A 19341-nucleotide genomic window follows, 5' to 3' on the forward strand; every position below is an offset into this window, starting at 1 on the left:
TTCCCATGTTCCGCAACCGTCGCACCCGCTACACCGCCACGGTGGAGGCGGTCTCCCTGATCGCCCCGCGCATGGCCCGCATCACCCTGGGAGGGCCCGGCATGTCCGCCTTCCACTGCGACGAACCGACGCAGTGGGTGAAGCTGTTCGTGACCGATCCCCTCGACGGCCGGCCGGCCGGCCGTGCCTACACCGTGCGCCGCCAGTCTCCCGCCGGACCCCGCATCGACATCGACGTGGTGCTGCACGGCAACGGTCCGGCCGCGCGCTGGGCCGAGAGCGCCCGCCCGGGCGAGGAGGTCTCCTTCGGCGGTCCCAAGGGGTCCTTCCGGCCCGCTCCCGACACCGACTTCTACCTCCTGGCGGGCGACGAGAGCGCCCAGCCCGCGGCCCTCACCATCGCCGAGAGCCTGCCGCCCGGCATGCGGGGCGCCGTCTACCTGGAGGTGGAGGGCCCCGAGGCGGAGATCCCGGTGAGCCTTCCAGCCGGCCTGGACCTCGTGTGGGTCCACCGGGACGCCGGCCGGGCCAAGGGCGAGGCGCTGCGCGACGCCGTCCTCAAGGCCGCCGTGCCGCCCGAGCGCGTCGCCGCGTGGGCCGCGGGGGAGTCCGGCGCCGTCAGGGACATCCGCCGCCACTTCACGCAAGCCCTCGGTCTGGACCGCCGGCGCGCCTACGCGAAGGGCTACTGGAAACGGGACGAGGCGGACCACCGCGACCCCCTGGCCTCGGACTAGCCGGGTCGCCTCAGGCGCAGCAGCCGCAGCAGTGGTTCCAGGGAGTCCAGGACCACGTCGGCCCCGGCCGCCTTCAGGAGCTTGGCCTTCCTTTCGTTGCGGGCGTATCCCAGGAAGGGCACCCCGGCCCCCTCGGCCGCCTCGCGGTCGGACGGTGTGTCGCCGATCATCAGAGCATCGCCCGGGGCCACCCCCATCGCGTTCAGCGCCCGGTTCAGACAGTGCGGATGCGGCTTCAGATGGTGCAGTTCCCGGGTCCGGCCGTAGATGTGCGGGGCGAAGCAGTCGGTGAGGCCGCGCCCCGCGAGGTACGTGCGGACCACCCGGGGCGAGTTGTTCGTGGTGACGGCCAGGCGCGAGCCCACGGCGGTCCAGGTGCGGATCAACGGGTCGGCGTAGGCGGTCGGCAAGGCCGAGGACGCGGCCCGCAGCTCCTCCTGCGTGAGACGTTCCTCCAGCTCGGCGACGAGGTCGCTGCCGGGGTGGCGGCGGTCCACGGCGCGCAGCACCACGTGCGGGTCCAGGGACTCCCGCTCGGTCTCGGTGAGCAGGCCGTGCAGTCCCCGGCTCTCCAGCCAGGAGACCAGGTCGCTCGACACCCGCTCCGCCGAGTGCCGGGCGAACAGACGGCAGACGGGCCCGTCGAAGTCCCACAGCACGACACGGGCAGGTTCGATCAGATGGCGGAGTCGGTTCGGATCGTTCTCGGTCCCGAAAGACACCGCACCAGTCTGCGTCGCATCAGAAGTCACTAGGAGAGTGTCAGGTCCGTCGTGATGGTTTCCCAGAGGGCGTTGAACCACTTCTGGGATTCCTTCACGAATGCCGCGTCCCGCCGGCCCGTCCGCTCCACGAAGGAGAAGAGCAGGGACTGGGAGCCGAGGACGTCGTACATGTCCAGCGTCTGGCTGCCCCACTCCTCCTCGCGCCTGGTCAGCATGTAGTAGCCCATCAGGGCCTCCTCCTCGTTGAGGAGATACAGCTTCACCGGCGGGGTGAAGGGCAGCGCCCGGAACGTGACGTGCACGTCGATGCCGTGCGTCGAGCGCAGCGTCCGCAGGTTGTGCTGAAGCACCTGCCCCTGGGCGTTGCGCATCGCCAGCCAGCGCTGGTGCACCGGGTTGTCGTCGCCGTGGGCCTCGACCGGTACGGGGAACGCCAGCTCGATGTCCCGGGACGGGACCAGGATGCGGACGTCGATCGACTCGGGGCGGATGCGGCCCTCGTGGATCAGGCGCAGCGGCTCGCCGATGGCGACCATCAGCGTCTCCGCCGTGTGGCAGACCACGTCGACGCGCACGCGACGGGCCGAGAACGCCTCGGTCAGGCGCGGGGCCAGGCCCACCATGGTGGGCTGGGGTTCCCCGCGGGCGGGGGCCGGGACGGCGACCCGTGGCGGACTGCCCTTGCTGACATCGGCGAGGAGACCGTCGTCCTGGAGGGCCCGCAGGGCCTGGCGGACCGCGCCCCGCTCCACGCCGAACTCCTCGGCGAGCCGGGTCTGGGTGGGCAGGCGGTCCCCCGGCTTGAGCTCACCGGCCCGGATGCGTTCCCGCAGGCTGTCGGCGATCTCCTGGGGCGATGACCTTCTGCTGTCGTCGACTGCCACGTTCTCCGTCACGCTCTCCTGGGTCACGACCAAACGCTACAACTTTGATCCATCTGGCGGGAGTTGCTTGAAAGTTGTTTATAACTAGGGACCAAGTGGGGACAACTTAATCAGAGTTGGTTGCCAACTTCTCGGAGTTGGCGGAAGTTTTGCTTCCGGACTTCCGAAGGGGGAACACCGATGCCCGCCCTCGCTCTCCTCTCCGCCGCCTTCGTCGTCGCCTTCGAACAGCTCGTCCAGTGGAAGTACGGTCCGGCCGGCATCGTGGGCCTGATCCTTCTCACCGTCGGCGTCAAGGCCAAGAGCCCGGCCGTCAGTTCCGCGGGAGCCGTCGTGCTCGCGCTGCTGATGACGGGGCCCGCCCGATGAGTCACCGCACCACCCCGGAACGACCCGTGGGAGACGTCAGTCCGTGAGCACCAGCTCCGAACTGATCGTCTCCCACAGTGCGTTGAACCAAAGGTGCGACTGCTCCACGAACGTCGTGTCGCGCAGCCCGGCGCCCTGCCGGAAGGCGAACAGCATGGACCGGGTGCCCTGGGCGTCGTACAGCGCAGGCTGCTCGCGGTCGGTCTCGGCCTCCCGGCGCGTCAGCGTGTAGTACGCGAACAACGCCTCCGTGCCGTTGAGCAGGTACAGCTTCACCGGCGGGGTGAACGGCAGCGCCCGGAACGTGACGCGCACGTCGATGCCGTGGGTGGCACGCAGGGCCAGCAGGTTGTGCTCGAGGACCTGCCCCTGGGCGTTGCGCATCGACAGCCACCGCTCGTGCACCCAGTCGTCGCCGCGCCCCTCGACCGGCACCGGGAAGGCCAGGTCGATGTCCCGGCTCGGCAGCAGCACCCGGACGTCGACCTTGGCCGGTTTCCGCCGTCCGGCGTGGATCTGCCGCAGCGGTTCACCGATGGCCAGCGTGAGGGAGACGGACGTCAGGCACACGGCGTCGATCTCGACGTGCTCCGCCGCGAAGGCCTCCGCGATCCGGGGCGCGAGAGCCACCGTCGTGGGCCGCGGCGGCGCTTGCGGGCCGGTCAGCACGCCGACGGGGTCGGACGCGACGGTCGCCGGGCTGCCCTTGGACACGTTGGTGAGCAACCGCTCGGACTGCAGGATCCGCAGCGCCTGCCGCACGGCACCGCGCTCGACCTCGAACTCCCGTGCCAGCTGCGCCTGGGTGGGCATGCGCTCACCCGGGCGCAGCGCTCCCGACCTGATCCGGGCGCGCAGCTCGTCGGCCACCTGGTGATGTGTCCTCTGTGGCCGTCCTGACCTCTTCCGTCCATTGACGGAGTCATGTTCCGGGTCCACAACCGAACAGTACAACTTCCCGCCATCTTCCGGCAGTTCAGGGAAAGGTGGTTATGAGCCGCTTCCCGGCGGAGATAAGTACAGAGAAGTTGGTAGCCAACTTGGGGAACATGGTCACACCTCAGGGAGGTTGGCCACCCGCAGGGGACTCCCTTCCGGAGGGGAGCCGGGAGTCCCGCCCGGCCGGCACGGCCGCACGACAACCACAACCGAACAGCTCGCTACGGATGCGGGCCCCCAGCACACCGGCAGGAAGGGAGCGCCTCAGAACATGTCCGGGCACCAAGGCCGCCTGGACGTACGCAGCAGGGCGTCGGCCTTCCGGGCGGCGCCCACTCGTCCTTCGTGCACCCGCCCCAGCGCCGCCAGCCGCACCGCCGACTCGTCCCCGAGCCACAGCGCCGACAACTCCCCCAGCCCCAGCTCGAGTTCCGCGCTCTCGGTGGTCGGCGTGCAGGACGCCCCCTCGGGCGAGGCCTGAAGCCGGTAGCGCCCGCCGGTCAGCCCGTCCACACCGGCGACCTCCAGCACCAGATCCCCCTGACCCTCGTACGTCCGCGCCTCGAGCGCCCGCTGGACGTCCAGGATCCGCACCCACAGCCAGTCCGCCAGCGAGGTGATGCGGGCCGCCCTCGGATCGGGCAGGAAGTGCGGGAGCAGGTCGTCGGGCGCCCGCCGGCCGCTCTTCACTGTCACGACCCAGTCGACGGAGCAGACGTACTCCCACAGGGCGCGCTCCGCGGCCGGTGTCGTGCCGATCAGCCACCGCACGGTCGCCGTGTTCAACGGCTGCTTGGCGTCGCCCCAGTTGTCGTCCACCTCGTAGGCGGCCATGCCCTCGACCTCGCCGGACGCCGAGCGGTACACGGCGTAGAAGGGCTGCTTCCACGACGGGTCCCAGCGCAGCACGCCGGTGTTCACCTTCCACCACGTCTCGTCGCGGTCGATGGCCCCGGGCAGGCCCCGGCGCAGTCGCTCGTGCAGCTCGGGGCCGAGCTTGCGGACGTCCTCGCCCTCCACAAGATCGATCCGCCCGCCGTCCGCCGGGCCCGCCCAGCGGGCGTCGAGGCCGGCGCGCGGCACGTCGACCGTCCACTCCGCCATCCAGGTCGCCGGCCCGAAGCCGTAGCGGCCGTAGATCGGGTACTCGGCGGCGATCAGCGTCGCCACGACGTCCCCGCGGTCCCTCGCGGCCGCCAGGTCCTTCGCCATCATCCGGCTGAGCAGTCCGCGGCGGCGGTGGGTGGCGGTGACCGTGACCCCCGAGATCGCGTCGGCCGGGAGCAGGGCCCCGCCGACGGCCGTGAGCTCCTGGCCGAACGAGCGGAAGGTCGCCACGCATCTGCCCTGGTCGAAGGCCCCGAGGTAACGGCCCTCGACGAACCGCCCGCGCCGGCCCTCGACCTCCTCCCCGGAGAGCGCGGCCGCCCGCAGGAAGCCGGTGTTCACGGCACGCAGCCAGTCGGCGAACTCGCCATCGGTGATCGGGCGTATGTCGATGTCGTCGGCACGGGGCATGGGGGTCATGACCTCACGCTAGGCACGGGGCCGGTCGGTGTCGCGTGAATATCCGACCGGCCCTTCACCCCGCCCCGGAGCTCCGGGAGTCTGCCGAGCGGGCCACGCGGCTGGGGCCGACGGGCCGCTCCGCGCGGCGCGTCCCGCGAGCGCCGCGGTCCTTCGGCGCCCGGCCCGGAGCGCCTCAGACCAGCAGGTCGTCGACCTGCGCCTCCCCCTCGCGGTAGCGGCGCGCGATCTCCGCGCCGCACTCGTCGGCCGTGCGCTGGAGCCGCCGGCGGCGCCGGGAGACCTGCTGCTCGTGCCGCTCGAGCCGGCCCATCGCCGTGTCGAGCTCCAGGTCCGTGCGCGCGTCCAGGTCGGACAGCTCGACCTCGGCGAGCATCTCCGCGGCCAGCCGCCGGTACTCCTCGCCCTGCGGTGTGCCCAGGGTGACGTGACGGGCCGAGGAGCGGTGCCGGGCCGGGGCGTCCCGCAGGATCTCCGCCAGCCGCTCCACCACCGAGGCCTCCTCGGACTCGGCGACGGAGGCGGCGCCCGCCGGGGCACGCCGGGCCACCTCGGCGCGCAGGATGTCGATGCGTCCCTGGAGCAGCCGCCGCAGATAGCTGAGGTCGGCCTCGTCCCGCTGGGCCTCGCGGCGCAGCGTGCGCAGCTCGGGCAGGCTCAGCGCGGGCAGCTCCGGCCCGGGGGTGTCCGAGGGCAGCCGCGGGCTGTCCGTGCGCTGTGTGGGCGGCCGGTGGTACTCCGACGCGCCGATCCCCGTGTACGACCGGAAAGCCGCCTGCTGCTGTCCGGTGATTGATGTGCTCATGTGCCTCAACCGTCCCCTCGACCGGTGTGTTCAAGCATCGTGCCACCCCAAGTGGCCGCTATGGGAACGAGTGCCCCCGATAGACCCCAGATGGGCGGTATAGCAGCAAAATACGTCCGTGCAGGGGCTGTTGGCGCCCGCGCAAACCACCCTTTCGGGCCATGCGCCGACCGGACGCGGCGCGAATGTCACCGCCCTGCATGATGGACGTATGCGAGCAGTGGTGCAGAGGGTGGACGGCGCGAGCGTCGTCGTGGACGGCGAGACGGTGGGGGCGATCGAGGGCGAGGGGCTGTGCGTCCTCGTCGGCGTCACGCACGAGGACACCAAGGAGAAGGCGGCCCAGCTGGCCCGCAAGCTCTGGTCGATCCGCATGCTGCACGACGAGAAGTCCTGCAGCGACGTCGACGCACCGCTCCTGGTGATCAGCCAGTTCACCCTCTACGGCGACGCCCGCAAGGGCCGCCGCCCCACCTGGAACGCCGCCGCACCCGGCGACGTGGCCGAACCGCTGGTCGACGAGGTGGTCGCCCAGCTGCGCTCCCTGGGCGCGACGGTGGCCACGGGCCGTTTCGGAGCGGCGATGCGTGTATCACTGACGAACGACGGCCCGTTCACCGTGCAGATCGAAATCTGACCCGAAAGATCTACAAGTCCTACGGCTCGACGACGACTTCCTGCGCCGCGGCGGTGTCCCCGGCCATCAGCGGGGCGTCCGGCGCGACGTTCCGCTTCACCAGGGCGAGGGCGACCGGGCCGAGCTCGTGGTGGCGGGCGGACGTCGTGATGAAGCCGATCCTGCGGCCGTCGGGGCCCTCGTCCGCGAGCCGCAGCTCCGTCCCGGCCGCGGGCAGGTGGACCTCGCTGCCGTCGAGGTGCAGGAAGACCAGGCGGCGCGGCGGCTTGCCCAGGTTCTGCACCCGGGCGACCGTCTCCTGGCCCCGGTAGCAGCCCTTCTGCAGGTGCACGGCCGAGCCGATCCAGCCCAGCTCGTGCGGGATGGTGCGGTGGTCGGTCTCGAAGCCGAGCCGGGGCCGGTGCTGCTCCACGCGCAGCGCCTCGTAGGCGAGGATCCCGGCGGGCGGCCCGGCCTGCCCGGCGAACGCCTCCAGATCGGCGCGCGGCAGGAACAGGTCCCGGCCGTGCGGCGTCTCCCGTACGACGACGCCGTCCGGCACCTCGGCGATGGAACCGGCCGGGAGGTGCACCACGGCGATCTCGTCCGTGCGGTCGGCGACCTCGACCCGGTAGAAGAACTTCATCGACTCCAGGTACGCGATCAGCGCCTCCTGGGTGTCCGGCTCCACATGGGCCCAGACGGTGGCGCCGTCGTCGACGAGGTACAGCGCGTGTTCGATGTGGCCGTTCGCGGAGAGGATCAGCGCCTCGGTCGCCCGGCCCACCGGCAGGTCGCTGACGTGCTGGGTGAGCAGCAGGTGCAGCCAGGCGAGCCGGTCCTCGCCGGTGACGGTGACGACCCCCCGGTGCGAGAGGTCCACGAATCCGGTGCCGTCGGCGAGGGCGCGCTGCTCACGGAACAGGTCGCCGTAGTGGGCGGCGACGCCTTCGTCCGCGCCCTCGGCGGGGACGGCGCCGGGCAGGATCAGCAGAGGGCTTTTCATATCCGTAAGCCTACGACTCGGTAGTTGAAGCCTTGAGCGTGCAGTCCTCGCACCGGCCGAAGATCGCGAAGTGCTTCATGTCGGTGTCGAAGCCGAACGTCCGGCGCAGCTTGTCGGTGAACTCGGCGGCCACCGAGACGTCCGCCTCGATCACGTTCTGGCAGTCCCGGCAGACCAGGTGGATGTGGTGGTGCCGGTCCGCGAGGTGGTACGTCGGTGCCCCGTGCCCCAGATGCGCGTGGCTGACCAGACCGAGCTCCTCCAGGAGCTCCAGCGTCCGGTACACCGTCGAAATGTTGACCCCCGACGCCGTCTTCCTCACTTCCACGAGGATGTCGTCGGGGGTCGCGTGCTCAAGGGTGTCCACGGCTTCGAGCACGAGTTGCCGCTGCGGGGTCAGCCGGTAGCCGCGCTGCCGCAGATCACTCTTCCAGTCGGTGCTCACCACGCGCCCAAGTCTAGGCCGGGGCGGCACGGGCCGGGTCACGGCTCGGGCGACAGGATGCCGTTCATCAAGGCGTCGGCGAGTTCACTGCGGTATTCGCGGGTCACGCGGGCGATTTCGATATGTGCCTGGATCTTGTCGTCGAGAGCGGCGAGCGTGGCACCGATGGCCGCCTGCTCATCGTCCGGTGGCAGGATGACGGGCAGTTCGCCCAGGGTACGGATGCTCAGCGACGGGATGACCGAGCCGGCCACCCGCGTCCTGATCCAGTCCTGCGCGGCCGTCGCGCTGAGGTAGGCGACGAGATACGCGGCCGTGACCGGCCCCGCCTCGGTCGGCCTGAGCCGTACCAGGTTGGGGTGGAACAGCCAGCCCGCGTGCTCTTGGGTGACGAGCGCGCAGCGGCCCACCGTGCCGGTGCGGGTGAGGAGGATGTCTCCTTCGGCCACCTGATACTTGACCAGCGTCCGCGCCCGCTCCCAGGGGATCGTGGGTACGGCCGCGGCCTTCTCGATGACGATTCGTCGACCGCGCAGGTCGCGGGGCAGTACGACAGGGCTGCCCTCGTCCGCCTGCGTACGGCCCTTCTTGTCCTCGGCGCGTTGGCCCGGCCCTGCCTGGATGGACGCGCACAGCTCCCGCAAGGGGCGACGCGACCAGCCGGGAGTGAGTTCGTCGAGCGTGGTCACAGGCCATACCTCCGGAGCCACCGTGCCACTTCGGCGTCGGCCGCTTCCGCCCGACCGTGGAGGGTGGTGATCTCTTCGGTCAGCCTCGTCAGCCGGTCTCGGGTCTCGGCAGGGTCGGTCGCGCGGGCGCCCGAGGCCGGGCCTGTGGTCCGGACATACAGCGAGGGGTCCAGACTGTGGCCGTGCGCCGCGATGCCGGACACCTTCACGACCCGGCTCAGTCCCGGATCACCCGCGAAGGAGCGCCCCGCCACCCGTGCCACGTGCCACGACACGTACTCCCCGACCAGCCTGGCGATCTCGTCGTCGGTCAGGGCCCACTGCGTCCGGGTGACCTGGCGTCCCATGTGCTCGCCGGCCACGAAGAGCACCTCAGGGTCCGCGGCACTCTCGGAGCCGGGAGCCCGCAGGAGCCAGATCTGAGTCTTGACAGCGGTGAGCGTGAAGAGCCCGGCAGGGAGAGCGATCACGCACTCCACGGCCCCGGCTTCGACCAGCCCCGCCCGCGCCCTCTCGGCGGCACCGCCGTTGAAGGCCGCCCCTGCCGGCATCAGCACGGCGGCACGGCCCTCGGGGGCGATCAACGAGACGGCGTACTGCAGCCAGTCGAACTCGGTCCTGCGTGCAGTGCCGTAGCTCCAGTACGGGGGTGGTTCCACTTCTTCCAGGAGCCGGCCGAAGGGCGGGTTGGTCAGGACCACGTCGAAGGCGCCGGAGGGATCGGCGAAGGGGGCGAGCGCTGGGGTGACCGGACCTTCGCCGAACCGCACCGTAAGCCCGTGATGCACTCGCAGGTTCCACTGCGCCACCTGCCGTTCCCGGTTCCCGGCCACCCGGCCGCCGACCTGGGGCGGCACGCCGCCACCGTGTGCGGTGAGCGCGTCCAGGTAGGCCACGAGCAGTTCTCCGGCACGGCCGTACGGATCGTGGACGCGCGCCGCCCCGGGCCGCACGGCGGCCAGCGCCCCGGCCATGACCCGGCTCACGGAGGAAGGGGTGAAGAACGCGCCGCCTTCGCGGGCGTGAGCGGCGCGCCAGCGCACCAGGACGTGGTCGAAAGCCGCTCGTCCCTCTTGAGCGGAGCCGGTGGTGCCGCCGAGCCTGTCGGCGAGTTCGGTCAGCAGGCGGCGCGGAAAGGTGGTCTCGGGTGGGTCATGGTCGCGGACCATCACGCCCCAGCTGTCCACGGCACTGGTCATCGAGTCCGGTTCCACGATCTGGATCACGACGAAGTGCAGCAGCCACTCGAGATACCGGTCCAGCGGCATGGGCCCGCGCAGCCGGTCGGCCTCCGGTCCGGCGAGCCGCTCGACCGTTTGGAGCAGGCCACCGGCCTTTTCTCCGGTCAGCCCCGCACGGAAACGGTCACCGTAGGTCGTCCCGGGCGGTTCGCCCGGAAGCAGGGCGTTCGCGGAGACACGCCGCCCGGACAACCAGGCAAGCACCTCGTCCGCGCGAAACCGCTCGATGTCGACGCCGGAGTCCACGGGTGACGGGAAGTCCGCGTGCCGCCGCTCCCAGTTGGTGACGGCGGGCCGCTTCACCTGCGCGAGGCGCGCGATGTCCGGCCGGGAGACGAGCACACCGGCGAACTCGGAATCGCTCACAGCGTCTGCCTCCTCAGAACCGCGGCAGTCTGGAACCGCGCAGGACCTCTGCCCGGCCGGCGAGCACCGCCGGGAACCGGTCCATGACCTGTGCCTCCGTGGCCAGCTCGGGGCTGAGGTAGCCGAGCACGCGGTAGATCTTTGCATGGTCGGCGGCGAGGTGCCGGTGGAAAATCGGCTCGTGATGCATGATCCGGTTGCGGAACCGGACCAGCGAGATCAAGGCGTCATGCAGATCGGCTCGCCGTCCCCTGTAGTGGGGGAAAGCCTTGTGCGTGGCGGGCACCCAGAAACCTCTGTCGTAACCCCGCGCGCCGCTGACGAGAGAGATCCAGAAGCCGAAGGAGAGTTCGGCGACGATGCCGTCCACCGACGCCTGAGCGACCGCGTTGCGCTCACACTTCTCCCGCGCCTCGTCGACGAGCCGGAGACCGTTGCGGCTCAGAGGCGCGCACGACCACCAGTCCGGCCGTCGGTGAAACCGCGTGAGTTCGTCGTGCAGTGCGTTACGGATCGTGACTTCGAGACAGTGCAGCGGGCCGTACAGCGCGGCCGAGGCCGCGACGTTCCACCAGTACAGGCGCATCGCCACAGCTGTGTCACCGTCCGCCGCCGTCAGGTACGACGCCATACGTGGCTTCGAAAAGGCCTTCAACAGCCACTCCGGTAGGCGGTCGTCCACCGTTCCCCCTCACTCGATGACAACACGCATCAAGGGTTGCGTGCGTGGTAATCTGCCTGACGTACGTCCTGGGTCCGCCTCTGCTCTGCATGCCGCTCGGGACACGGCTTCGGAAACCCCGGCCGCAGGCATGATGCGGCCGGGGTTTCCTGTGTCCACAGCTCCCCCCGAAGGCATCCGCAGCCTAGCCACTGACAGACGGGCATCGCAAGCGCATTGCTATGCACACGCATCTGTTAACCCCTGAGTGTGAAACGCAAACAGGGCCCCGCCGAATCGGCGGGGCCCTGCAGAGCGTGGGCGGAGACTACTTGAAGAACGCGATGCCGTCGTCCGGCATGTCGTCGGGCAGGGCCTTGGCCCAGCGCTCGACCTCCTCCGGCGTGACGACCTTCTTCAGGTGGGCGGACATGTAGGGACGCAGCTCGACCTCGGGGGTCTGCTTCTCGCCGACCCACATCAGGTCGCTCTTGACGTAGCCGTACAGGCGCTTGCCGCCGGTGTAGGGCTGGGAGGCGGCCGTGCGGGCCACCGCGTCCGTCACGAGGTCGATCTGCGGCTTCTTGTCGGCCAGCTCGCCGTACCAGATCTCGATGACGCCGTCGTCGCGGGTCATCGTCACCTCGACCTTGCGGCCGGAGTCGATCCGCCAGTAGCCGTGCTCGGACTCCAGGGGACGGACCTTGTTGCCGTCCTTGTCCAGCACCCAGCTGTGGGACTGGTACTCCAGGAAGTCCCGGCCGTCGTGGGTGAAGGTGACCTCCTGCCCGAAGTTGCACTTCTCGGAGCCGGGGAAGTCGTGCACGCCGGCGCCCGCCCAGTTGCCGAGCAGGAAGGCGAGCGGGACGAGGTCCTTGTGGAGGTCGGACGGGATCTCGATCATGGGAACTTCCTAGACGTGGGTCAGCGCTGGCCCTGGTACAGCTTCTTCACGGTCAGTCCGGCGAAGGCGAGGACGCCGACGGCGACCAGGACCAACAGGATTTCGAAGAAGATCTCCACGGGGTGCTCCTTGAGCGGGGGTGCGAACGGTTGCACAGGGCCGAGCCCAGCTTACGCGGCCGGGATCCGGGCCTCTTGGCGAGGTACGACCGTGCGACGTCAGCCGAGCAGCCGGCTCTGCAGCGTCACCGTCTGCTGGAAGGGCACCGCCCGCGCGCCGCCCTGCCGGGACTGCACGACCAGCGCGAGGGTGTCGCCAGCGGCGAGGTAGGCGTGGCGGACCTGCTCGCCGCCGTGCGGCCTGGCCTCGTCGTAGACCACGCGCTGCACGTCCTCCACCAGGGCCTCCTGGGGGAACGTCCCGTCGTTGGCCGAGGTCGTGGCGCCGCGCAGCGGGAACTTCGGCGCGCTGAAGGGGGCGAGATAGGGCCCCAGCAGCGCGTCCACGACCGCCGCGGTGTCGAACTGCAGCAGATAGATCCGCGTACGCGTACCGTCCGGCATGCTCCAGCCGCGAGCGGCGATGTGCCGCAGCCCGTGATCGGTGAGGTGCCGTCCGAGTTCCGCGCGGTCGTCCTTCGCGGCGTATTCCGCCAGGAAGTCCTTGCGCGCCAGCCAGCCGTCCGTGCCCCGCAGTGTCCTGTCGTCCCGGGCACCGGCGGGAGCGGGCAGAAGCAGGGCCCGCAGGTCGGCGTGGTGCGTGCCGGCCCTGTTGGCCTCGGCGAAGGGGCCCGGGCTGCCGGAGGGCAGCGGCGGCCGGGTGAGCGCCGGGTACTCCCAGCGCCCGTCCGACTCTGTCGAGAGCCCGGGTACGTCGGTCCGCTCCAGTCTCGTGATCCCGTACGCCGTGGCCGCGCCGACCGCCGCGAAGACGGCCACGGCGGTCGTCCAGCGCAGGGCGGCCCGCAGGGCTCCTCGGCCCTTGTGGTCCCCGCGGTCCCGGGCCACGGGCGCCGGGGGTGCCTCCGGCATCACCTGCTCCGCGGGCCGTACGGCGGTCTGCTGCTCCTCGGTCATATCGCCTTCCCCGGCTCGGTGATGCGGTCGAGCTGCTCGCGGAACAGCGCCGCGGCCCCCTTGGTGTCGAGTGGCTTCGCACCGTCCGCGACGGTGGTGACCAGGACGTTCCCGACGTGCGCGAAGCAGAGCATCGTCTCCAGCTCCTCGTCGTCGTCCTTCGGCGGCAGGAAGCAGGAGGCGTCCTTGTGGCCCTTGATCTTCGGGCCCGGACGGTAGACGTCCAACGAGTCGAGGAACGCGCTGCCCATCCGCGAGGCCTCCCGGACGGCGTCCCGGTTCTCCATCCCGGAGAGCTGGACGCGCACGGCGACGGCCCCGTCGGTGAAGCCGTCGGAGAGCTGGGTCGTACTGAGGTAGCTGCGCATGGCGACGCCGGTGATGCGCTGCCGGTCGACGGCCTTCTCCAGTCGCTTGCGCTGAGTGCGCGGCAGGCCGCTCAGCGCCTCCTTGCGCAAGGCCGTGGCCTCCTGCCCGCTCAGCGCGGTGTCCGGACCGTACGCGCCGAGATCGGGGCCCGGCCCCCAGCCGTCGGTCCCGTACGGCACGAGCATGCCGGCGAGCCCCGAGGGGGCGGCCTTCTTCTCCGTCTCCGGCTCGCTCCTGGCCTCGGGGGAGGCCCAGACCGGTGCGCCCGCGTCCCGGTCGGCGCCGTTCACGGCCACGACGGTGTACCCCACGCCACCGACGACCGCGACCGCCAGCAGCGCGGAGGCGGCGGCAGCGGCGGCCCGGGCACGGCGCGCGGGCTTCTCGGGGACCCGGGGGACGGGCTGGGACACGGTCCCCGCCTCCACCGGCTCGACCGGCTCGACCGGCTCCACGTGGTTGTCACTCACAGCCGCTCCATCTGCCGCTCGGCCAGGTCCATGATCTTCGCCTTGGAGATCGGCTTGGTGTCCGTGATCCACATCTCCAGGCCGATGTCGCCGCGCCAGGCGTGTGCCTCGGCGGTGTACACGGGCAGGTAACCGGGCTTGGTCTCGGGTCGCGTATGGACGTAGACACGCCCGTTTCCGGAACCGGGGATCGCCCAGCTGTCGGTGCCTCCCTCGTCCTCGACCCAGTACTGGGTGTTCTCCACGTTCTCGGCGGCGGCGAGCGTCTCCTCCTGCCGGAACTGCACCAGGCGGATCTCCACCTCGTGGGTGCGGCCGACCAGCCAGCCGGTGACGGCCGCGCGCCGGAACTCGTCGCCGACGATCTCGCCGAACATCTCGCCCGGCTTTTCGTAGAAGGACGTGTAGGCCGCCAGGTCCAGCCAACCGTCCCGACCCATCAGGCGGGTGGCGTCCCGCGCCCCGCGCGGCTTCTCCAGCAACAGCTTGCGCAGGTCGCCGTCGGTCTTCACCCGCCGGTCCCGCGCGGCCGACAGCGGCTCGGGCCCCTCTCCCTTCGCCTGCGCGACCACCGGCTGCGCGAGAGAGGGCAGCTTCGTGGGCGCGCGGTGCACCTGTACGAGGTAGCCGGCGCAACCGCCGGCGATCAGCCCCAGTACGGCGGCGCCACCGATCAGCACGGCCGTACGCCGCCGCCGACGCGGCCCGGGCCGGGGCGCGGCGGCCTCTGCTTCCTCTGCTTCCAAGACGTCCCCCCACACACAGAACGCAAGTCGCGCATTCCGTATGCGCGCGCACAGGAGACCCTCGGTCGATGGCCACGGTTGCACGGGAGTTGATTACGATTCGGCCATGGCGAAGAAGCTGGTGATCAAGGTGACGGCCGGGGCCGACGCACCCGAGCGGTGCTCTCAGGCGTTCACGGTGGCGGCGGTGGCCGTCGCCAGCGGCGTCGACGTCTCCCTGTGGCTGACCGGCGAGTCCGCCTGGTTCGCCCTGCCCGGCCGGGCCGCCGAGTTCGAGCTGCCGCACGCGGCTCCCCTGCCGGACCTGCTGGACTCCCTCCTCGCGGGCGGCCGCGTCACCCTGTGCACGCAGTGCGCGGCCCGCCGCGACATCTCCGAGCAGGACGTCATCAAGGGCGTGCGGATCGCGGGCGCGCAGGTCTTCGTCCAGGAGGCCCTGGCGGACGGGACCCAGGCGCTCGTCTACTGAGACTGCTTGGCGTCCGTGTACAGGCAGAACGGATGCCCGGCCGGGTCCAGCAGCACCCGGACGTCGTCCTGCGGCTGGAACGCGGCGAGCCGGGCCCCGGCGGCGACGGCCCGCGCGGTCTCCCCCTCCAGGTCGTCGACCTCGAGGTCGAGGTGGATCATCATCTGCTGCCGGCCGGGGCCGCTCGGCCAGACGGGCGGGGCGTACGCGGGTTCGGTCTGGAAGGACAGTCCCGTGCCACCGTCGGGCGGCCGGATGTGCACCCAGTCCGGGCCGTCCTCGCCCGGCCGTACGGCCCAGCCGGGCAGCAGCCGCAGATAGAAGTCCGCCAGTTCGCGGGCGTCCGGTGCGTCCAGAGTCGCCGCCGCCAAGCGCATGGCCCTCCCCCCGGCCGGTTCAGGACCGGCGCTTCTTGCCGTCCAGCTCGTCCCACCACTCGTCGGACTGGGGATCCCCGGAGGGGTCGTCCCACCACCGGTCCTCCGGACCCCGCCGGTTCGCGACCATGGCCGCCACGGGCGGGATGACCATGGCGACCACGCACATCCCGACGGCGACGGGGACGGACCACAGCCGCACGACACCCCAGGCCAGCACGAAGAGGCCGATGCACAGGCCCATCATCGCGAAGTACGTGTGACGCCGGCGTGCGTACATGTCTCCAGCGTAGGCCGGGGCACGCCGAAGGGCCGCACCCCAGGCGTCCAACCCGGGGGGTGCGGCCCCTCCTGGCACTCTCGCCGTCAGACGGCGATCGCGACCTCCGCCAGGCCGCCCTGCTGGGCGACGACCGTGCGGTCGGCGGTGGCGCCGGGCACGAGGGCACGGACGGTCCAGGTGCCCTCGGCCGCGTAGAAGCGGAACTGTCCGGTCGCCGAGGTCGGCACCTCGGCCGTGAACTCGCCGGTCGAGTCCAGCAGACGGACGTAGCCCACCACGGGCTCGCCGTCCTTGGTCACCTGACCCTGGATGGTGGTCTCACCGGGCTTGATCGTCGAGGCGTCGGGGCCGCCGGCCTTCGCACCGCACATGTCGTACTCCTGAAGTCTGGAAAGGTCGGTGGGGGTTGGTTACTTGTTGGCGCCGAGCTCGATCGGCACGCCCACGAGGGAGCCGTACTCGGTCCAGGAGCCGTCGTAGTTCTTGACGTTCTCCACACCGAGGAGCTCGTGCAGCACGAACCAGGTCAGCGCGGAGCGCTCACCGATGCGGCAGTAGGCGATGGTGTCCTTGGCCAGGTCGACCTGCTCCTCGGCGTAGAGCTCCTTGAGCTCCTCGTCCGACTTGAAGGTGCCGTCGTCGTTGGCGTTCTTGGACCACGGGATGTTGCGGGCGCTCGGCACGTGGCCGGGGCGCTGCGACTGCTCCTGCGGCAGGTGGGCCGGGGCGAGCAGCTTGCCGGAGAACTCGTCGGGCGAACGCACGTCGACGAGGTTCTGCGAACCGATGGCGGCCACGACGTCGTCGCGGAAGGCACGGATGGAGGTGTCCTGGGCCTTGGCCTTGTAGTCCGTCTTCGGACGCTCCGGCACCTCGTCGCCGGCGACGAGCTCGCGGGCGTCGAGCTCCCACTTCTTGCGGCCGCCGTCGAGGAGCTTGACGCTGTCGTGGCCGTACAGCTTGAAGTACCAGTAGGCGTAGGAGGCGAACCAGTTGTTGTTGCCGCCGTAGAGGACCACGGTGTGGTCGTTGCCGATGCCCTTGTCGGACAGGAGCTTCTCGAAGCCCTCCTGGTCGACGAAGTCGCGGCGGACCGGGTCCTGCAGGTCCTGCGTCCAGTCGATCCGGATGGCGTTGCGGATGTGGTTCTTCTCGTAGGCGGACGTGTCCTCGTCCACCTCGACGATGGCGATGGTCGGGTCGTCCAGGTGCTCCTGGAGCCAGTCGGCGTCAACCAGGACGTCGTTGCGGCTCATGCTTCTTCTCCTCCGGGGCAGTTACGGCGGGGCGTGCGAGGTCTGCAGGGCGCGCCCTTGAGACAGGGCGGCGCACGGGTGCCCGTGATGCGGGGCTGCGGGGATGCGCGCGCCGGCGCGACTGCCGACGCGATCGCTCAGAAGGTGCGACAGAGCATGGCGGCGACGCGGCACAGGTCTACTGCCCGCCGCTTCGTGAGGTCCGCCTGTCGCTTCATACCGTCGATCGTAGGGACGGTCGGGCGGGCGTGTCACCGGTGTGTCGCATGCTGAGATGAGATGGTCCGCGATGTGGGATCCGAGAGGGGTGCGGGGCCTCGGGGGAGGCGCGGTGCCCCGATGTACCGGCCGTCACCGCTGAGCTGCGGACGCCGCCGTCTCGCCCACCGGACACCCCTGGCAGGCCGCCCTGCGCCTGTCCTTACCCGGCCAGCCGGACGCCGGAACCCTTCACCGTGATCTCGACGCCGTCCGGGGCGGCCTGGACGGTGTCCACCTTGATGCCGCCGGGCAGGCCGTCGATCTTCTGCTGGAAGTCGGTGATGGCCCGCACCCGGTTCTCGGCGAGGTCGACACCGCCGAAGCTGGGCAGGCCGTCGGCGTGCACGCGGACGGTGCCGTCCTCCACCTTCACCGAGCTGAGCACGGAGACCGGCTTCGGGAGCTTGGTGCCCAGCACCGTGGCCTCGACGGTGACCTTGATCTTGCCGTTGCCGCCGTCGGAGAGACCGATGACGGAGGCGGTGACACCCGGGGCGACCTGCGTGGGCTCGGACTTCGCCGTCTTCAGCAATTCGTCGTAGGCGATGGTCGCGGTGCCGGTGGCGCTGGTGGCGGTGGCGGAGCTGTAGTCGCCGGAGAACTCGACGCCCTTCATGTCGGCCTGCAGGTCGTCGATACGGATCTTCCGGCCCTCGTTGCCCGTGGCGGCCTCGTAGTCCTTGATGCCGACCTCGACGTCGTCCAGGGAGCCGCCGGCGACCTGGGTGAGGAACGGGAAGCCCTTGATCGACACGTCCGGGGTCGCCGACAGGTTCTCCGAGGTCTTCAGCCGGTCGGCGGCCTCGTCCTCGGCGAAGTTGACCGCGACGCGGTCGGCGATCACGAAGAGACCGCCCAGGATCACGACGAAGATCAGCAGTATTCGCAGTGCGCGCATGCGTGGTGTCCCCCACCGGTCCGGTGTTTCGACGACCCGGTGGCCGTCCCTTGCGCGAGGGTAACGCCGAGCGGAAGGGGAATCGGAGAATTGTTGATCATCTGTGACAGACCGGAGGCCCGGCGTCCGGGCCTCCGCGCTACGCCAGCGCCCGGCCCAGGAGGTAGACGGCCGGGGCCGCCGCCGCCAGGGGCAGGGCCACGCCCGCCGTGAAGTGGACGAACCGGGACGGGTAGTCGTAGCTCGCGACCCGGTGCCCGATCAGGGCGCAGACCGCGGCACCCGCGCCGAGCAGGGCACCGGAGGTGCCGACGCCCGTGACCGACCCGGCCGCGATGCCCGCGCCCGCCGCGGCGAGCAGGGACACCACCACCGAAACCGGGGTCGGCAGCGGCAGGGCACGGGCCGCGACGGCCACCGCCACGGCCACCGCGCCCACGGTCACCGCGTCGGCGGCGGCCGCGAGATACCCGCCGGCCACGATCGCCAGCGCCGAGGCCGCGACCGTCGCCATCAGGCCGTACATCCGCTCGTCCGGGTCGGCGTGCGAGCGCAGCTGCAGGACCAGCGCCAGCAGCACCCACACCCCGAGCGTGCCGAGGATCGCCGCCGGGGAGCCGTCCGAGACCAGCAGGGCGGCGTCGGCGGCCAGCGCGCCCGCGAAGCCCAGGGCGATGCCCTGCCGGGCGGGCCACATCCCGTTCAGCCGGAACCAGCCCGCCGCCGTGACCGCCTGGAGGACGATCAGCGGCACGAGCAGCGCGTACGTCCCGAGCGCCGCGGCACCGGCCAGCAGCAGCCCGAGCAGCGCCGTCAGCGCGGCCGGCTGCATCCCGGGCTCGATGATCGGGGAGCGCCCTTCCGCCCGGGCCCGCTGGGCGTCCGTGACGCGCGTGTTCCCGCCGACGGTGGCGGGGCCGTAGCCGGAGCCGTCGGCGGCCCCGGCCGGGTCCGCCGGTCCCTGGGGCCGGGGGTTCCGGCGCGGCGGGGGCGACTGGGGCGTCAGGATCGCCGTCTCCGGGTCCGGCGCCTGCGCGGACACCGCCTGGTGGTTCTGCGTCTCCCAGGTCTGCCCCTGCCACTGCTGTGTGTACTGCTGAGCGGCGTGCGGGTCCTCGTACCCCTGGTAGCCCTGTCCGGGCCACGCCTGCGGCGGCTGCTGCCGCCCGTAGGGGTCGTAGCCGTCGTACGGCTGGTGGGGCTGGTTCGGCTGGTCGGTCAT

Annotated in this window: 25 protein-coding genes; 4 read left to right on the plus strand and 21 right to left on the minus strand. The window is 71.1% G+C overall.

What is annotated here, in order from left to right; genetic code table 11:
- Positions 1–5: 5 nt before the first annotated feature.
- Positions 6–737, plus strand: coding sequence for a siderophore-interacting protein (locus ADK65_RS16370; protein WP_053670883.1), 732 nt, complete (start codon positions 6–8; stop codon positions 735–737).
- On the opposite strand, the gene ADK65_RS16375 is transcribed toward ADK65_RS16370, so the two are convergent.
- Together ADK65_RS16375 and ADK65_RS16380 are read right to left on the minus strand one after the other, a co-directional pair.
- Positions 734–1459 carry an HAD family hydrolase gene (locus ADK65_RS16375; protein WP_234352890.1) on the minus strand — a complete coding sequence of 242 codons (726 nt, stop codon included), beginning with the start codon at positions 1457–1459 and terminating at the stop codon, positions 734–736. The two genes, ADK65_RS16370 and ADK65_RS16375, sit on opposite strands and share 4 nt — an antisense overlap.
- A 29-nt stretch (positions 1460–1488) precedes the next feature.
- Positions 1489–2379 carry a FadR/GntR family transcriptional regulator gene (locus ADK65_RS16380; protein ID WP_053670884.1) on the minus strand — a complete coding sequence of 297 codons (891 nt, stop codon included), beginning with the start codon at positions 2377–2379 and terminating at the stop codon, positions 1489–1491.
- Positions 2380–2526: 147 nt separating this feature from the next.
- Between ADK65_RS16380 and ADK65_RS16385 the strand changes: the two genes are divergently transcribed.
- Positions 2527–2715: a hypothetical protein gene (locus tag ADK65_RS16385; protein ID WP_031143363.1), complete on the plus strand. Its 189-nt coding sequence runs from the start codon at positions 2527–2529 to the stop codon at positions 2713–2715.
- A gap of 36 nt (positions 2716–2751) precedes the next feature.
- Here ADK65_RS16385 and ADK65_RS16390 read toward each other — a convergent pair whose 3' ends face one another.
- The 3 genes from ADK65_RS16390 to ADK65_RS16400 form a co-directional block, all read right to left on the minus strand.
- Positions 2752–3654: a winged helix-turn-helix domain-containing protein gene (locus tag ADK65_RS16390; RefSeq protein ID WP_199825646.1), complete on the minus strand. Its 903-nt coding sequence runs from the start codon at positions 3652–3654 to the stop codon at positions 2752–2754.
- A gap of 264 nt (positions 3655–3918) precedes the next feature.
- A complete protein-coding gene (locus ADK65_RS16395; RefSeq protein WP_420709041.1) occupies positions 3919–5181 on the minus strand; it encodes a GNAT family N-acetyltransferase in 1263 nt (420 codons plus the stop codon).
- A 175-nt stretch (positions 5182–5356) separates the two neighbouring features.
- Positions 5357–5986, minus strand: coding sequence for a hypothetical protein (locus ADK65_RS16400; RefSeq protein ID WP_053670886.1), 630 nt, complete (start codon positions 5984–5986; stop codon positions 5357–5359).
- Positions 5987–6197: 211 nt separating this feature from the next.
- Here ADK65_RS16400 and dtd point away from each other — a divergent pair, with 211 nt between their 5' ends.
- Complete coding sequence (gene dtd, locus ADK65_RS16405; RefSeq protein ID WP_003991219.1) at positions 6198–6623, plus strand: D-aminoacyl-tRNA deacylase; 426 nt, start codon at positions 6198–6200, stop codon at positions 6621–6623.
- A gap of 19 nt (positions 6624–6642) precedes the next feature.
- On the opposite strand, the gene ADK65_RS16410 is transcribed toward dtd, so the two are convergent.
- The 9 genes from ADK65_RS16410 to ADK65_RS16450 form a co-directional block, all read right to left on the minus strand.
- The gene (locus ADK65_RS16410) at positions 6643–7608 is read right to left on the minus strand and encodes a YgfZ/GcvT domain-containing protein (RefSeq protein WP_053670887.1); all 966 of its coding nucleotides are present in this window, start codon (positions 7606–7608) and stop codon (positions 6643–6645) included.
- A 10-nt stretch (positions 7609–7618) separates the two neighbouring features.
- Positions 7619–8056: a Fur family transcriptional regulator gene (locus ADK65_RS16415; RefSeq protein ID WP_053670888.1), complete on the minus strand. Its 438-nt coding sequence runs from the start codon at positions 8054–8056 to the stop codon at positions 7619–7621.
- A 35-nt stretch (positions 8057–8091) separates the two neighbouring features.
- Positions 8092–8742 (minus strand): restriction endonuclease subunit S, encoded by a 651-nt coding sequence (locus ADK65_RS16420; RefSeq protein WP_053670889.1) that lies wholly within the window; start codon positions 8740–8742, stop codon positions 8092–8094.
- On the minus strand, positions 8739–10349 hold the full coding sequence (locus ADK65_RS16425) for an N-6 DNA methylase (protein WP_053670890.1): 1611 nt from the start codon (positions 10347–10349) through the stop codon (positions 8739–8741). Before ADK65_RS16425 ends, ADK65_RS16420 begins: the two co-directional genes overlap by 4 nt.
- Before the next feature lie 13 nt (positions 10350–10362).
- Positions 10363–11031: a hypothetical protein gene (locus ADK65_RS16430; protein ID WP_053670891.1), complete on the minus strand. Its 669-nt coding sequence runs from the start codon at positions 11029–11031 to the stop codon at positions 10363–10365.
- Between the two features lie 307 nt (positions 11032–11338).
- The gene (locus ADK65_RS16435) at positions 11339–11914 is read right to left on the minus strand and encodes an FABP family protein (RefSeq protein ID WP_053670892.1); all 576 of its coding nucleotides are present in this window, start codon (positions 11912–11914) and stop codon (positions 11339–11341) included.
- A 218-nt stretch (positions 11915–12132) separates the two neighbouring features.
- Positions 12133–12990, minus strand: coding sequence for a hypothetical protein (locus tag ADK65_RS16440; RefSeq protein ID WP_053670893.1), 858 nt, complete (start codon positions 12988–12990; stop codon positions 12133–12135).
- On the minus strand, positions 12987–13829 hold the full coding sequence (locus tag ADK65_RS16445) for a hypothetical protein (protein ID WP_234352891.1): 843 nt from the start codon (positions 13827–13829) through the stop codon (positions 12987–12989). Before ADK65_RS16445 ends, ADK65_RS16440 begins: the two co-directional genes overlap by 4 nt.
- A complete protein-coding gene (locus tag ADK65_RS16450) occupies positions 13826–14575 on the minus strand; it encodes a hypothetical protein (RefSeq protein WP_234352892.1) in 750 nt (249 codons plus the stop codon). The genes ADK65_RS16445 and ADK65_RS16450 overlap by 4 nt, the downstream gene beginning before the upstream one ends.
- A 106-nt stretch (positions 14576–14681) precedes the next feature.
- Between ADK65_RS16450 and ADK65_RS16455 the strand changes: the two genes are divergently transcribed.
- Positions 14682–15044, plus strand: coding sequence for a DsrE family protein (locus ADK65_RS16455; protein WP_053670895.1), 363 nt, complete (start codon positions 14682–14684; stop codon positions 15042–15044).
- Here the strand turns inward: ADK65_RS16455 and ADK65_RS16460 are convergent.
- The 7 genes from ADK65_RS16460 to ADK65_RS16485 form a co-directional block, all read right to left on the minus strand.
- Complete coding sequence (locus ADK65_RS16460; protein ID WP_053670896.1) at positions 15038–15421, minus strand: VOC family protein; 384 nt, start codon at positions 15419–15421, stop codon at positions 15038–15040. The genes ADK65_RS16455 and ADK65_RS16460 overlap by 7 nt on opposite strands.
- 19 nt (positions 15422–15440) lie before the next feature.
- Positions 15441–15701, minus strand: a complete 261-nt coding sequence (locus ADK65_RS16465; RefSeq protein ID WP_053670897.1) for a DUF3099 domain-containing protein — start codon at positions 15699–15701, stop codon at positions 15441–15443.
- Positions 15702–15787: 86 nt separating this feature from the next.
- Positions 15788–16075 carry a DUF1416 domain-containing protein gene (locus ADK65_RS16470; protein WP_003991226.1) on the minus strand — a complete coding sequence of 96 codons (288 nt, stop codon included), beginning with the start codon at positions 16073–16075 and terminating at the stop codon, positions 15788–15790.
- A 39-nt stretch (positions 16076–16114) separates the two neighbouring features.
- Complete coding sequence (locus ADK65_RS16475) at positions 16115–16960, minus strand: sulfurtransferase (RefSeq protein WP_053670898.1); 846 nt, start codon at positions 16958–16960, stop codon at positions 16115–16117.
- 137 nt (positions 16961–17097) lie between these two features.
- Positions 17098–17178 (minus strand): putative leader peptide, encoded by an 81-nt coding sequence (locus ADK65_RS39935; RefSeq protein ID WP_350310325.1) that lies wholly within the window; start codon positions 17176–17178, stop codon positions 17098–17100.
- Between the two features lie 203 nt (positions 17179–17381).
- Positions 17382–18119 carry a DUF2993 domain-containing protein gene (locus tag ADK65_RS16480; RefSeq protein ID WP_053670899.1) on the minus strand — a complete coding sequence of 246 codons (738 nt, stop codon included), beginning with the start codon at positions 18117–18119 and terminating at the stop codon, positions 17382–17384.
- A gap of 139 nt (positions 18120–18258) precedes the next feature.
- Positions 18259–19341, minus strand: a complete 1083-nt coding sequence (locus tag ADK65_RS16485; RefSeq protein WP_053670900.1) for a hypothetical protein — start codon at positions 19339–19341, stop codon at positions 18259–18261.

The organism is Streptomyces sp. NRRL B-1140 (genome assembly GCF_001280065.1).
Lineage (GTDB): Bacteria > Actinomycetota > Actinomycetes > Streptomycetales > Streptomycetaceae > Streptomyces.

Excerpts from the sequence above, each read along its gene's own strand:
- ADK65_RS16370 (WP_053670883.1), top strand. The coding sequence starts at position 6 with ATGTTCCGCAACCGTCGCACCCGCTACACCGCCACGGTGGAGGCGGTC.
- ADK65_RS16385 (WP_031143363.1), top strand. The coding sequence starts at position 2,527 with ATGCCCGCCCTCGCTCTCCTCTCCGCCGCCTTCGTCGTCGCCTTCGAA.
- ADK65_RS16395 (WP_420709041.1), bottom strand. The coding sequence starts at position 5,181 with ATGACCCCCATGCCCCGTGCCGACGACATCGACATACGCCCGATCACC.
- ADK65_RS16400 (WP_053670886.1), bottom strand. The coding sequence starts at position 5,986 with ATGAGCACATCAATCACCGGACAGCAGCAGGCGGCTTTCCGGTCGTAC.
- dtd (WP_003991219.1), top strand. The coding sequence starts at position 6,198 with ATGCGAGCAGTGGTGCAGAGGGTGGACGGCGCGAGCGTCGTCGTGGAC.
- ADK65_RS16410 (WP_053670887.1), bottom strand. The coding sequence starts at position 7,608 with ATGAAAAGCCCTCTGCTGATCCTGCCCGGCGCCGTCCCCGCCGAGGGC.
- ADK65_RS16435 (WP_053670892.1), bottom strand. The coding sequence starts at position 11,914 with ATGATCGAGATCCCGTCCGACCTCCACAAGGACCTCGTCCCGCTCGCC.
- ADK65_RS16440 (WP_053670893.1), bottom strand. The coding sequence starts at position 12,990 with ATGACCGAGGAGCAGCAGACCGCCGTACGGCCCGCGGAGCAGGTGATG.
- ADK65_RS16455 (WP_053670895.1), top strand. The coding sequence starts at position 14,682 with ATGGCGAAGAAGCTGGTGATCAAGGTGACGGCCGGGGCCGACGCACCC.
- ADK65_RS16460 (WP_053670896.1), bottom strand. The coding sequence starts at position 15,421 with ATGCGCTTGGCGGCGGCGACTCTGGACGCACCGGACGCCCGCGAACTG.
- ADK65_RS16465 (WP_053670897.1), bottom strand. The coding sequence starts at position 15,701 with ATGTACGCACGCCGGCGTCACACGTACTTCGCGATGATGGGCCTGTGC.
- ADK65_RS16470 (WP_003991226.1), bottom strand. The coding sequence starts at position 16,075 with ATGTGCGGTGCGAAGGCCGGCGGCCCCGACGCCTCGACGATCAAGCCC.
- ADK65_RS16475 (WP_053670898.1), bottom strand. The coding sequence starts at position 16,960 with ATGAGCCGCAACGACGTCCTGGTTGACGCCGACTGGCTCCAGGAGCAC.
- ADK65_RS39935 (WP_350310325.1), bottom strand. The coding sequence starts at position 17,178 with ATGAAGCGACAGGCGGACCTCACGAAGCGGCGGGCAGTAGACCTGTGC.
- ADK65_RS16480 (WP_053670899.1), bottom strand. The coding sequence starts at position 18,119 with ATGCGCGCACTGCGAATACTGCTGATCTTCGTCGTGATCCTGGGCGGT.
- ADK65_RS16485 (WP_053670900.1), bottom strand. The coding sequence starts at position 19,341 with ATGACCGACCAGCCGAACCAGCCCCACCAGCCGTACGACGGCTACGAC.